Source organism: Paragemmobacter straminiformis, assembly GCF_014243445.1.
Lineage (GTDB): Bacteria > Pseudomonadota > Alphaproteobacteria > Rhodobacterales > Rhodobacteraceae > Paragemmobacter > Paragemmobacter straminiformis.
In genome coordinates, this window is sequence record NZ_JACLQD010000005.1 from 312,166 (window position 1) to 325,416 (window position 13,251).

The 13,251-nt window shown below is 65.8% G+C and carries 11 protein-coding genes; 10 read left to right on the forward strand and 1 reads right to left on the reverse strand.

The genetic code is table 11. The features are described 5' to 3' along the window. Window positions 1-63: 63 nt before the first annotated feature. The 4 genes from H7F16_RS17090 (at window position 64) to folD (ending at window position 3,933) form a co-directional block, all read left to right on the forward strand. A complete protein-coding gene (locus tag H7F16_RS17090) occupies window positions 64-1,740 on the forward strand; it encodes a formate--tetrahydrofolate ligase (RefSeq protein ID WP_185798834.1) in 1,677 nt (558 codons plus the stop codon). A gap of 66 nt (window positions 1,741-1,806) precedes the next feature. After that, window positions 1,807-2,106, forward strand: coding sequence for a chorismate mutase (locus H7F16_RS17095; protein ID WP_185798835.1), 300 nt, complete (start codon window positions 1,807-1,809; stop codon window positions 2,104-2,106). A 35-nt stretch (window positions 2,107-2,141) separates the two neighbouring features. After that, entirely contained in the window at window positions 2,142-3,020 is an 879-nt protein-coding gene (locus H7F16_RS17100) for a bifunctional 5,10-methylenetetrahydrofolate dehydrogenase/5,10-methenyltetrahydrofolate cyclohydrolase (RefSeq protein WP_185798836.1), read from the forward strand. 22 nt (window positions 3,021-3,042) lie between these two features. After that, window positions 3,043-3,933: a bifunctional methylenetetrahydrofolate dehydrogenase/methenyltetrahydrofolate cyclohydrolase FolD gene (gene folD, locus H7F16_RS17105; protein ID WP_185798837.1), complete on the forward strand. Its 891-nt coding sequence runs from the start codon at window positions 3,043-3,045 to the stop codon at window positions 3,931-3,933. Window positions 3,934-4,013: 80 nt separating this feature from the next. Here the strand turns inward: folD and pdeM are convergent, their stop codons facing one another. Further along, complete coding sequence (gene pdeM / locus H7F16_RS17110; protein WP_185798838.1) at window positions 4,014-4,664, reverse strand: ligase-associated DNA damage response endonuclease PdeM; 651 nt, start codon at window positions 4,662-4,664, stop codon at window positions 4,014-4,016. Window positions 4,665-4,940: 276 nt separating this feature from the next. Here pdeM and xsc point away from each other — a divergent pair, with 276 nt between their 5' ends. From xsc to H7F16_RS17140, 6 genes are all read left to right on the forward strand, one after another. After that, a complete protein-coding gene (gene xsc, locus H7F16_RS17115; RefSeq protein ID WP_185798839.1) occupies window positions 4,941-6,716 on the forward strand; it encodes a sulfoacetaldehyde acetyltransferase in 1,776 nt (591 codons plus the stop codon). Continuing rightward, window positions 6,716-7,456 carry a sulfite exporter TauE/SafE family protein gene (locus tag H7F16_RS17120; RefSeq protein ID WP_185798840.1) on the forward strand — a complete coding sequence of 247 codons (741 nt, stop codon included), beginning with the start codon at window positions 6,716-6,718 and terminating at the stop codon, window positions 7,454-7,456. Before xsc ends, H7F16_RS17120 begins: the two co-directional genes overlap by 1 nt. A 1-nt stretch (window position 7,457) precedes the next feature. Next, window positions 7,458-8,585, forward strand: coding sequence for an acetate/propionate family kinase (locus H7F16_RS17125; RefSeq protein ID WP_185798841.1), 1,128 nt, complete (start codon window positions 7,458-7,460; stop codon window positions 8,583-8,585). 13 nt (window positions 8,586-8,598) lie between these two features. Continuing rightward, the gene (locus H7F16_RS17130; protein WP_185798842.1) at window positions 8,599-11,376 is read left to right on the forward strand and encodes a molybdopterin oxidoreductase family protein; all 2,778 of its coding nucleotides are present in this window, start codon (window positions 8,599-8,601) and stop codon (window positions 11,374-11,376) included. Window positions 11,377-11,527: 151 nt separating this feature from the next. Further along, the gene (locus H7F16_RS17135) at window positions 11,528-12,268 is read left to right on the forward strand and encodes a 4Fe-4S dicluster domain-containing protein (protein ID WP_185798843.1); all 741 of its coding nucleotides are present in this window, start codon (window positions 11,528-11,530) and stop codon (window positions 12,266-12,268) included. Beyond that, window positions 12,265-13,137 (forward strand): dimethyl sulfoxide reductase anchor subunit family protein, encoded by an 873-nt coding sequence (locus H7F16_RS17140; RefSeq protein ID WP_185798844.1) that lies wholly within the window; start codon window positions 12,265-12,267, stop codon window positions 13,135-13,137. The genes H7F16_RS17135 and H7F16_RS17140 overlap by 4 nt, the downstream gene beginning before the upstream one ends. Window positions 13,138-13,251 lie beyond the last annotated feature (114 nt).

Here is a 13,251-nt window from a genome sequence, read left to right on the forward strand (position 1 = left end):
AGTGCGTTTGGCCCGCTATCAAGTCGCAAACGGGGCATGAGCCTCCAACGGGAGCACGGGACCATGGCATTCAAGACCGACATCGAGATCGCACGCGAGGCGAAGAAAAAGCCGATCATGGAGATCGGCGCCAAGCTCGGTATCCCGTCGGAGCATCTGCTGCCCTATGGCCATGACAAGGCCAAGGTGAGCCAGGAGTTCATCAAGTCGCTGGCGGGCAAGAAGGACGGCAAGCTGATCCTTGTGACCGCGATCAATCCGACGCCTGCGGGCGAAGGCAAGACGACCACGACGGTCGGTCTGGGCGACGGTCTGAACCGCATCGGCAAGAAGGCCGTGATCTGCATCCGCGAAGCCTCGCTTGGCCCGAACTTCGGCATGAAGGGTGGCGCGGCCGGGGGCGGCTATGCGCAGGTCGTGCCGATGGAGGAGATGAACCTTCACTTCACCGGCGACTTCCACGCGATCACCTCGGCTCACAACCTGCTGTCGGCCATGATCGACAACCACATCTACTGGGGCAACGAGCTGGACATCGACGAGCGTCGCGTGATGTGGCGCCGCGTGATGGATATGAACGACCGCGCGCTGCGCGATATCGTCGTGTCGCTTGGCGGCGTGTCCAACGGCTTCCCGCGCCAGACCGGTTTCGATATCACGGTGGCGTCGGAAGTCATGGCGATCCTGTGCCTGTCGAACGACCTTGAGGATCTGCAGAAGCGTCTGGGCGACATCGTCGTGGCCTATACCCGTGCCAAGAAGCCGATCTACTGCCGCGACATCAAGGCCGATGGCGCGATGACCGTGCTGCTCAAGGATGCGATGCAGCCGAACCTTGTGCAGACGCTGGAGAACAACCCTGCTTTCGTGCATGGCGGCCCGTTTGCCAACATCGCCCACGGCTGCAACTCGGTCATTGCGACCAAGACCGCGCTGAAGCTGGGTGAATATGTCGTGACCGAAGCCGGTTTCGGCGCGGACCTTGGGGCCGAGAAGTTCTTCGACATCAAGTGCCGCAAAGCGGGCCTGAAGCCTGCCGCTGCGGTGATCGTGGCCACGGTGCGCGCGATGAAGATGAACGGCGGCGTGGCCAAGGCCGATCTGGGTGCCGAGAATGTCGATGCCGTCAAGAAGGGCTGCCCGAACCTTGGCCGCCACATCGCCAACGTGAAATCCTTCGGCGTTCCGGTCGTCGTAGCGATCAACCACTTCTACAGCGACACCGATGCCGAAGTGGCGGCGGTAAAGGCCTTTGTCGCCGAGCAGGGCGCGGAAGCGATCCTGTGCAAGCATTGGGCGAACGGCTCGGCCGGGATCGAGGATCTGGCGCACAAGGTCGTGGCGCTGGCGGAATCGGGTGCGTCGAACTTTGCCCCGCTCTACCCCGACGAAATGCCGCTGTTCCAGAAGATCGAGACCATCGCCAAGCGCATCTACCATGCCGACGAGGTGATTGCCGACAAGTCGATCCGCGACCAGCTCAAGGGCTGGGAAGCGGCGGGCTACGGCCATCTGCCGATCTGCGTGGCCAAGACGCAATACAGCTTCACCACCGATCCGACCGTGCGCGGCGCCCCCACGGGCCACACGGTTCCGGTGCGCGAAGTGCGGCTTTCGGCAGGGGCCGGTTTCATCGTGGTGATCTGCGGCGAGATCATGACCATGCCGGGCCTGCCCAAGGTGCCGTCGGCCGAGGTGATCCGGCTGAACGACCAGGGCAACGTCGAGGGTCTGTTCTAAGGCGCTCGTCTTGCGAAACGGGGCGCGAGGGTTTACCTCGCGCCCTGTAAGACGAAAGGCGCGGCGATGAAGCAACCGGCGGAATGCGAGACGATGGCGGATATCCGGGCCGAGATCGACCGGCTGGATGCAGAGTTGGTGGCCCTGTTCGCGCAGCGTGTGGGCTATATCGACCGCGCCGCCGAGATCAAGGCGCAGGTCGGTCTGCCGGCGCGGATCAACAGCCGCGTCGAGGAAGTGATCGCCAATGTGCGGCGGCACGCCGAGGCGCAGGGCCTGCCGCCGGACAAGCTTGAAAAGCTGTGGCGCAAGCTGGTCGAATGGTCGATCGAACGGGAAGAAAGCCAACTGGGCCGCGACGACTGACCGTCGCTGCCGCAGCTGGGGGAAACGGGCGGCGGATGACGGCAACGGTGATCGACGGCAGGGCCATTGCGGCCCGCATGACGGCAGAGGTCGCGCAAGAGGCGGCCGCGCTGGCACAGGCGGGCTGGGAGCCGCGTCTGGTGTCGATCTCGGTCGGGGATGTTGCGGCGGCAGAGCTTTACGTGCGCAACCAGCGCCGGCAGGCCGAGGCGGCAGGAGTCGCCTTCGAGGCGCGCAACTATCCCGAGACCATCAGTCTCGAGCAGTTGACAGGCGTGCTGGCGGGGCTGAATGCCGATCCGCGTGTGAACGGCATCATCATCCAGCGCCCGCTGCCTGCGCATATTCCGGTGAAGGCTTTGCAGAAAGCCGTGCATCCGTTGAAGGATGTCGAGGGGATGCATCCGGCAAGCATCGGGAACATCGTCTACAACGATCTTGCGCTTGGTCCCTGCACGGCGGTTGCGGCTGTCGAGATCCTGAAAACCCTGCCGCTGAAGGTCGAGGGGCTGGATGTCTGCGTGATCGGGCATTCCGAGATCGTGGGCAAGCCGATCGCCTTTCTGATGATGGGGCTGGGGGCCACGGTTACGGTCTGCCACCATATGACACGGCAGGTCGCGGTTCACAGCCGCGCGGCCGATGCGGTCTTTGTGGCCGTTGGCAAGCCGGGCCTTGTGACGGGCAATATGTTGAAGCCGGGGGCGGCGTTGATCGACATCGGGATAAACCGTGTCGAGGGTCGCACGGTGGGTGATGCCGATTACGACAGCTGCGCCGAGGTGGCGGGCTGGATCACCCCTGTCCCCGGTGGCGTGGGGCCGGTGACGGTGGCGGTGCTGCTGAAGAATGCGGTTCTGGCGACACGGATGCAAAGAGACCATTACAGCGCCGCTTTCGCGGCTGCGGTTTGACAGGGAAAAAGGGAGCGGGGACATGGTGGCCAAGGTGATCGACGGCAAGGCTTTCGCGGCGAATGTGCGCGGGCAGGTGGCCGGGCATGTGGCGAAGCTGAAGGCGGACAAGGGCATCACGCCCGGTCTGGCCGTGGTGCTGGTGGGCGAGGACCCCGCGAGCAAGGTCTACGTCAAGAACAAGCACGCCTCGACCATCGAGGTGGGCATGGAAAGCTTCGAGCATCGGCTTCCGGCCGAAACCTCGGAAGCCGATCTGCTGGCGCTGATCCACAGGCTGAACGGCGATCCGGCGGTGCATGGCATTCTGGTGCAATTGCCGCTGCCCAAGCATCTGGACAGCGAGTTGATCATCAACAGCATCGATCCGGCCAAGGATGTGGACGGGTTCCACATCTCGAACGTCGGTCTGCTGGGCACGGGGCAGAAAAGCATGGTGCCCTGCACGCCGCTGGGCTGCCTGATGATGCTGCGCGACCACCACGGCAGCCTTGCGGGGATGAATGCGGTGGTCGTCGGGCGGTCAAACATCGTGGGCAAGCCGATGGCGCAGCTGCTGCTGGGCGATAGCTGCACGGTGACGATTGCCCACAGCCGCACCAAGGATCTGGCCGAGGTGTGCAAGCGCGCCGATATTCTGGTTGCTGCCGTGGGGCGGCCCGAGATGATCACGGGCGACATGGTCAAGCCGGGGGCTACGGTGATCGACGTGGGCATCAACCGGATCGAGCGGGACGGCAAGGCCAAGCTGGTGGGCGATGTGCATTACGACAGTGCCGCTGCCGTGGCCGGGGCGATCACGCCCGTGCCGGGGGGCGTGGGGCCGATGACCATCGCCTGCCTGCTGGCCAATACGCTGACCGCCTGCTGCCGCGCGAACGGCTTGCCTGAGCCGAAGGGGCTGACGGCCTGAGTGCGGGCCTTGGTCCGAACGGGGTGTTCGGAACGGGCTGTTCGGAACGGGGGGGGCGGTCCTGCGGGGCCGCCCTTTTTCTATCGCGGAAGCGGGCAGGGGATGGCGCGGGGGCCTGTCAGGATGGCCAGCGCCTTTGGCCCCATAAGGCCCGACAGCGCCGGATCGTCGTGGCGCATCCCGCCCGTATAGGCCCCGAAGGCGGGCAGGATCAGGCGGTCGGCGTCGAGCAGGAAGCAGGGGCGCGACTGGCCTGCAAGGCGCAGTTTGGGGTGGTAGTGGCCCGAGACTTCTCCCTTGGCCCCCGCCTGTGCGATGTGGCGGAAGGTGAGCGGGCCAAGCGCGAGTTCCGCGCGGTGGGTGCCGCCGATGTCTATGGGGCCCGCATCGTGGTTGCCTTCGATCCAGACCCAGTCGCGGCCCGCCATGAGACGGGCGAGCCAGAGGCGTTCGGCGTCCGGCATCGCATCGGCGGCGGCGAGGTCGTCGAAACTGTCGCCAAGGCAGATGACGGTTTCGGAGCGCGTCGCCTCGATGGCCGCATCGAGGCGGGCAAGGGTTTCGCGCGTCTCGTAGGGGGGCAGAAGCGTGCCGCCGCGGCGGGCAAGGCGTTCGGATTTCCCAAGATGCAGGTCCGAGACGCAGAGAAGCCGCCGCTCGGGCCAATGCAGCGCGCCCGAGGCGAGGGCGCTGAGGGCGGTTTCGGCAAAGGTGAAGGCATGGGCGGTCATGCGCTGGTTGATGGCCGATGGGGCAAGGCTTGGCAAGGGCAGCGCCGCGCTTGCGGGGGGCCATGCTTGCGGGGCAAGCCCTTCCCTTTGGTCTGCGGGCGCGGATAGGCTGGCGCTTCGGCGGCCCCGTGCCGTGCCAGAGCCGCGCGAGTGTCGGCCCTGTGGTGACTGGACTTAAGCGGGTCTGGCGTCTGGCCCTAAGGTTGGGTCGGGGGCGGGGGTAGAAAGCCGCAAAGTGCCGTGCGTTCGGGCGCGGCGGGATCAGGAGTGACTTCGATGAAGATGACCACGGAAGAAGCCTTTGTGAAAGTGTTGCAGATGCACGGCATCGAGCATGCCTTCGGCATCATCGGGTCCGCCTTCATGCCGATCTCGGACCTGTTCCCGCGGGCGGGCATCGCGTTCTGGGACTGCGCGCACGAAGGCTCGGGCGGGATGATGGCGGATGGCTATACCCGCGCCTCGGGCAAGATGAGCATGATGATCGCCCAGAACGGGCCGGGGATCACCAACTTCGTCACCGCCGTAAAGACCGCCTACTGGAACCACACGCCGCTGTTGCTGGTCACGCCGCAGGCGGCGAACAAGACCATCGGCATGGGCGGCTTTCAGGAAGTCGAGCAGATGGCGCTGTTCAAGGATATGGTCGCCTATCAGGAAGAGGTGCGCGACCCTTCGCGCGTGGCCGAGGTGCTGAACCGCGTGATCCTTCAGGCCAAGCGCCATTCCGCCCCCGCGCAGATCAACATGCCGCGCGATTATTTCACGCAAGTCATCGACATCGACCTGCCCGCGATCGTGGAATTCGAGCGGCCCTCGGGCGGCGAGGCGGCCATTGCCGAGGCGGCGGCGCTGCTGTCGTCGGCGAAGTTCCCCGTGATCCTGAACGGTGCGGGCGTGGTGATCGGCGGCGCGATTCCGGCAAGCATGGCGCTGGCCGAGCGGCTGACCGCGCCTGTCTGCGTGGGCTACCAGCACAATGACGCCTTTCCCGGCAGCCATCCGCTGTTTGCGGGGCCGCTGGGCTATAACGGGTCCAAGGCGGGGATGGAGCTGATCGCGCAGGCCGATGTGGTGCTGTGCCTTGGCACGCGGCTCAACCCGTTCTCGACCCTGCCGGGCTATGGGCTGGATTACTGGCCCAAAGAGGCCAAGATCATTCAGGTCGACATCAACCCCAACCGGATCGGGCTGACCAAGAAGGTGACGGTCGGGATCGTCGGCGATGCGAAGAAGGTGGCCGAGGGGATTCTGGCGCGGCTTTCGGGCACGGCGGGGGATGCGGGGCGCGATGCGCGGCGTGACACCATCGCCACGACGAAAAGCCGCTGGGCACAGCAGCTTGCCAGCATGGACCACGAGGATGACGATCCGGGCACCACGTGGAACCAGCGCGCGCGGGCGGACAAGCCCGAATGGATGAGCCCGCGCATGGCGTGGCGTGCCATCCAGAGCGCGCTGCCGAAGGAGGCAATCATCTCGTCCGATATCGGCAACAACTGCGCCATCGGCAACGCCTATCCGACATTCGAGGCGGGGCGGAAATATCTGGCGCCGGGCCTGTTCGGGCCGTGCGGTTATGGCCTGCCCTCGATCATCGGGGCCAAGATCGGTTGCCCCGACACGCCGGTCGTGGGCTTTGCGGGGGACGGCGCTTTCGGGATTGCGGTGACGGAACTGACCGCCATCGGGCGGCCCGAATGGCCCGCGATCACGATGGTCGTGTTCCGCAACTACCAGTGGGGCGCCGAGAAGCGCAATTCGACCCTGTGGTATGACGACAATTTCGTCGGGACCGAACTGGATACGCAGGTGTCCTATGCGGGCATCGCCAAGGCTTGCGGCTTGCAGGGCGTTCAGGCCCGCACGATGGAGGAACTGCGCGACGCGCTGGCCAAGGCCATCGACGACCAGATGAAGCATGGCAAGACGACGCTGATCGAGGCGCTGATCAATCAGGAACTGGGCGAGCCTTTCCGCCGCGATGCCATGAAGAAGCCGGTTGCGGTGGCGGGGATCTCCAAGGCGGATATGCGCCCGCAGGTGGTTTGATGCCATTTGACCTCGGGCTTGGCGGGGCGGTCTGGATGGCGGTGGCCGTGCTGATCGCCGCGCTGGTGCGGGGCTATTCGGGGTTCGGCTATTCGGCGCTTGTGATTGCGGCCTCGAGTCTGGTGATGAACCCGCTGCACATGGTGGCGGTGGTGGTGATCCTTGAATCCGCCATGTCCTTGCAGGCGTGGCGGGGGGTCGGGCAGGATGTCGACTGGCGGCGCGTGTGGTTTCTGATGGGCGGGGCCGCGATCGGCCTGCCCCTTGGGCTTTGGGCGCTGACGGGCGTTTCCGAGGATACGGCGCGGGCGGTGATTTCGGCCTATGTGCTGGTCATGTGTCTGGTCTTGCTGGCGGGATGGCAGCTGCGCGGCGAATGGCGGGGGGGAAGCAATTTCGCGGCCGGCATCGTTTCGGGGCTGGCCAATGCGCCCGGTATGGGGGGCTTGCCGATTGCCGCCTTTTTCGCGGCGCAGGCGATTCCGGCCAATGTGTTCCGCGCCACGCTGATCGCCTATTTCCCGCTTTTGGACCTGTATTCCGCGCCGCTTTACTGGTGGCACGGGCTGGTAAGCTGGGACACGATCTGGGCGTCGCTTATTGCCTTGCCGCTGACCTTTCTGGGCAACTGGCTGGGGGGGCGGCATTTCCTGCGCACCGATCCGCAAGAGTTCAGGCGCTTTGCCATCGTGCTGCTGGCGCTTCTGGCCCTGATGGGGCTGGTGAAGGCGGTGTTCTGACATGGCGGTGCTGGTGGTCAATGCGGGATCATCCTCGATCAAGATCGCTGTCTTTGACGAGGGTTTGACCGAGGTCGCGTCCGGCCGCGTGACCGAGATCGGCGGCGCGGCGCGGGTCGAGGTGGGTGATTTGCGCGGCGGCCGCGTGGTGCCGGACCATGCCGCTGCGCTTGCGATCTGCCTTGAGGCGCTGGCCGAGCGTGGGTTGGGGTTGGAACGGCTGGACGCCGCCGCGCACAGGGTGGTGCATGGCGGCGCAAAGCTGGTGCAGCCCTGCCGGATCACGCCAAAGGTGGTGGCCGGGATCGAGGCGGTGGTGCCGCTGGCCCCGTTGCACAACCCCGCGAACCTGACGGCCATTCGCGCGCTGGGGCGGCTTGCGCCCGACTTGCCGCAATATGCAAGTTTCGACACCGCGTTCCATGCGACTAACCCCGAGGTGGCGGTGCGCTACGCCCTGCCGCCCGAGGCCGAGGCGATGGGTCTGCGCCGATACGGGTTCCACGGGATCAGCTATGCGGGGTTGGTGCGGGCCTTGGGCGCGCGTCTGCCGGACCGGTTGCTCGCGCTGCATCTGGGCAACGGTGCCTCGCTCTGCGCCATTCGCGGGGGCGTGTCGGTTGCCACGACAATGGGCTATTCGCCGCTTGACGGGTTGACGATGGGCACGCGGACGGGGGGCATCGACGGCAACGCGGTGCTGCGGCTGGCCGAGTTGCACGGGGTTGCGCAGGCGGGGCGGATCCTGAACCGCGAGAGCGGGTTGCTGGGCCTTGGCGGTGCGTCCGACATGCGCGAGCTGGCCCGCATGGGGACGGATCGGGCAGGTTTCGCGCGGGCGCATTTCGTCTACTGGGCGGTGCGCCATGCGGGCAGCATGATCGCGGCGATGGGGGGGCTGGACGGCATCGCCTTTACCGGCGGCATCGGCGAGAACGATGTGGCGGTGCGGGCGGGCATACTGGACGGGCTGGCATGGGCGGGGGCAGGTTATGACGCCGCCGCCAATGCGGAGGGCAGGGCAGAGTTGACGGGGGCGGGTTCCCGTGTCGCTATCTGGACAGTCGCCGCGGAAGAAGAGCGACAGATTGCAAGAGAGGCGCTGGCGGCCAAGGCTGCGGGCGCATGAGGGGAGAGGTGCTATGGGGCAGCCACGGGTCGAGACGCAGCGTCCGGTATCGGACGAGGTCAGAAAGACCACCTGCTACATGTGCGCCTGCCGCTGCGGGATCAACGTCCATCTGAACAGCGGCAAGGTCACCTATATCGAAGGCAACCGCGACCATCCGGTGAACAAGGGTGTTCTCTGTGCCAAGGGGGCATCGGGGATCATGCAGGTCACGGCGCCGAGCCGGTTGCGCGCGCCGCTGAGGCGGGTCGGGCCGCGCGGGTCGGGGGCCTTCGAGGAGATCAGCTGGGACGAGGCTTTGTCGCTGGCCGTCGATTGGTTGAAGCCACTGCGCGAGGAGGCGCCCGAAAAGCTTGCCTTCTTCACGGGGCGCGACCAGAGCCAGAGTTTCACCGGCTGGTGGGCGCAGCAGTTCGGCACGCCGAATTATGCAGCCCATGGCGGGTTCTGTTCGGTGAACATGGCGGCAGCGGGGATTTACACCATCGGCGGGGCCTTCTGGGAGTTCGGTCAGCCGGATTGGGCGCATACCAAGCTGTTCGTGATGTTCGGCGTGGCCGAGGACCATGACAGCAACCCGATCAAGATCGGGCTGGGCAAGCTGAAGGCACGCGGGGCGCGGGTGATCGGGATCAACCCGATCCGCACGGGTTACAACGCCGTGGCCGACGACTGGCTGGGCATCACGCCGGGGACGGACGGGCTGTTGATCCTGTCCTTGATCCATTGCCTGCTCGCCGCGGGGAAGATCGACCTCGACTACCTGGCGCGCTGGACCAACGCGCCCTTGCTGGTGAACGAGGCCGAGGGGCCGGAGAAGGGGCTGATCCTCAAGAACGCGGAAAGCCAGCCCTTCGTGATCGACAAGCGCACGGGCATGCCCGCGCCGTGGGACGGGGCGGGGGTGCAGCCCGACCTCGGCGCGGTGTGGCAGGGGCACCGGACGGTGTTCCAGCATATGGCCGAGCGGTATCTGGACGAGCAATACGCGCCCGAGGCTGTGGAAGCGCGGGTCGGCATTCCTGCGGCGCGGATCAGGGCGCTGGCGGCAGAACTGGCGCGGGTGGCATTCGACGAGGCGTTCGAGTTGCCCGTGGAATGGACGGATTTCCGGGGCGACAGGCACAAGACGATGCTGGGGCGGCCCGTCAGCTTCCACGCGATGCGGGGGATTTCGGCGCATTCCAACGGTTTCCAGACCGCGCGGGCGCTGCATCTGTTGCAGATCGTGCTTGGCACGGTCGAGGTGCCGGGGGGCTACCGCTTGAAGCCGCCCTATCCCAAACCGGTCGAGGCGCATCCGACCCCGCATTTCGTGGCGGCGGCAGGCAAGCCGCTGTCGGGGCCGCATCTGGGCTATGTGCGGGGGCCGGAAAACCTCGCCCTGAAAGAGGATGGAACACCGTGGCGCATCGACAAGGCGTTCACATGGGAGAACCCGTTCAGCGCGCATGGGCTGATGCATATGGTCATCCCCAATGCCCATGCGGGCGACCCCTACAAGGTGGATACGCTGTTTCTTTACATGGCGAACATGTCGTGGAATTCGTCGATGAATTCCGCCCGCGTCATGGAGATGCTGACGGACAAGGGCGAGGACGGGGAATATGTGATCCCGCGCATCATCTATTCCGATGCCTATGCGTCGGAAATGGTGGCCTATGCCGATCTGATCCTGCCCGATACGACCTACCTCGAGCGGCATGACTGCATCAGCCTGCTCGACCGCCCGATCTCGGAACCGGATGCGGCGGGCGATGCGATCCGCTGGCCGGTGGTCGAGGCGGATCGGGATGTGCGGGGGTTCCAGTCGGTGCTGCTTGACCTTGGGGTGCGGCTGGGGTTGCCGGGGATGACGAACCCGGACGGGACCGCGAAGTTCAGGGATTACGCCGATTACATCGTGAACCACCAGCGCCGCCCCGGTGTGGGGCCGCTGATCGGGTTTCGCGGCGATGGCACGGCCGAGGGGCGGGGCGATCCGAACCCCGACCAGTTGCAGCGATATATCGAGAACGGCGGCTTCTATCAGGCGCATGTGCCGGAAGGGGCCGAGTATTACAAACCGTGGAACGCGGCCTATCAGGATTGGGCGGTGGCGACATCGTTCTATGAAAGCCCGCAGCCCTATCTGTTTTCGATCTGGTCCGAGCCGATGCGCAAGTTCCAGTTGGCCGCCGAGGGGCAGGGCTTCATCCAGCCGCCCGACCATCTGCGCGCGCAACTGAAACTGGCGATGGACCCGCTGCCGCTTTGGTATCCGCCGTTCGGCGAGGATGCGGCGGCGGGCTATCCGGTCCATGCGCTGACGCAGCGGCCGATGGCGATGTATCATTCATGGGGGTCGCAAAACGCATGGCTGCGCCAGATTCACGGCAAGAACTATCTATATCTGCCGACGAAGATCTGGGAGGCCGAGGGGTTCGCCGAAGGGGATTATGCCCGCGTGACCTCGCCCACGGGCGAGATCGTGGTGCCTGTCGCGCATATGGCGGCGCTGAACGCGGATACGGTCTGGACGTGGAACGCCATCGGCAAGCGCAAGGGCGCATGGGCGCTGGACGAGGGCGCGCCGGAAGCGACCGAGGGGTTCTTGCTGAACCATCTGATTTCGGAACTGTTGCCCGAAAAGGGCGACGGGCATCGCTGGAGCAACAGCGATCCGGTGACGGGGCAGGCGGCGTGGTTCGATCTGCGGGTAAAGATTGCGCGGGTGGGGCCGAGGGATCATTCCGAGCCGTCTTTCCCCGTTTTGCCAAGGGTCGTGCCGAAGGGGAGGGCGCGGGGATGAGTGTGAACGGGCGGGCGATTTCTGGCGCAGAAATCGCCCCGAATTCTGGCGCAGAATTCGGGGCGGCCCCGGGCGTTTCGTCTGGCCGTGGAGCGGCGGAATTTGCGTCAAATTCCGCGCCGTTTTCTGCGTCGGAAAACGGGGGTGCGGCATGACGGCTTTGCCTCGGTCGACGGAAAAGAAGCTTGGCCTTGTCGTCGACCTTGACACCTGCGTGGGCTGCCACGCCTGCGTGACCGCCTGCAAGGGCTGGAACGATCAGGGCTATGGCGCGCCGCTTTCGGACCAGAACCCCTATGGCGCCGACCCATCGGGGACGTTCCTCAACCGCGTGCATTCCTATTCGGTGCAGCCCGAGGAGGGCTTTGCCCAGACCATCAACTTCCCCCGATCCTGCCTGCATTGCGAGGATGCGCCCTGCGTCACCGTCTGCCCGACGGGGGCAAGCTACAAGCGGGCCGAGGACGGGATCGTTCTGGTGAACGAGGATGCCTGCATCGGCTGTGGTTTGTGTTCCTGGGCCTGCCCTTACGGCGCGCGCGAGATGGATGCGGATGCGGGCGTGATGAAGAAATGCACGCTTTGCGTCGACCGCATCTACAACGAAACGCTGCCCGAGGAGGACCGCGAACCCGCCTGCGTGCGGACCTGCCCCACCGGAGCGCGGCATTTCGGGGATTTCGCGGACCCTGACAGCAAGGTGAGCAGGCTGAGCGCCGCGCGGGGTGGCTATGCGCTGATGCCCGAGATGGGAACGAAACCCGTCAACCGCTACCTGCCGCCGCGCAAGAAGGACCGCCCGCAAGAGGCAAGCCTGCTGGCGCCGCTTCTGGACATCAAGGCAAGCGGCTTTGCCGGATGGCTGGACCGCGTTTTGGGGAAGATGGGATGAATCCTGCACCTTCGGTGATCGTCTTTACCGTGCTGTCGGGCATGGGGTTCGGCTATCTGGCGATGCTCGGCTTCGGGCTGGTGCCGGTGGCGGGCTGGGCCGCGTTCTTCGGCTGGGGGCTTGGTTACGGGCTGGCGGTGGCGGGGCTGGTGGCGTCGACCTTCCACCTTGGCAATCCGCAGCGGGCATTGCTGGCCTTTACCCAGTGGCGCACAAGCTGGCTGAGCCGCGAGGGATGGGCCGCCGTGCTGACGCTGGTCTTGCTGGCCCCGCAGGCGCTGTCGGACTGGCTGGTATTGGACTGGTGGCGCGGGTTCGGCTGTCTGGGCGCGGTCATGTGCTTTGTGACGGTCGGCTGCACCTCGATGATCTATGCCCAGATCAAGGCGGTGCCGCGCTGGAACCACTGGATTGTTCCGGTGCAGTTCCTTTGGGCGGCGCTGACCGGAGGGCTGGTGCTGGCGGGGGCGGGGCTGGTGCCTGCGGCCGCTTCCGCACTGCTCGCGGCGCTTCTTGTCCTTGGCTGGCGGATCGGGGACGGGCGCTTTGCGGCGGTGGGGGCAACGCTGGGCAGCGCGACGGGGCTGGGTGCGATCGGATCGGTTGCGGTGTTCGAGCAGCCGCATACCGGCGGGAACTATCTGCTGCGCGAGATGATCTATGTCGTCGGGCGCAAACATGCCGAGAGGCTGAGGAAGATCGGCCTTTTGGCGGTGGGCTTCGTGCCGGCGGCCGCGCTGCTGTTCCTGCCGCCTTTGCTTGCGGTGCCGGTTGCCGCGCTGTCGCATCTGGCCGGCATGGCCGCCGCGCGGTGGCTGTTCTTTGCCGAGGCAGAGCATGTCGTGGGGCTTTACTACGGCCAGCGCTGACGCCCGCGGCCGGACCTGACCGCCCCGTTCCGCGCGGAACCGTGCCCTTTTACCGCCGTTGCATCGCCTGCCTGCGTTGGGCGGGATGGGGTCATTATACCTAAGGTGGTATGT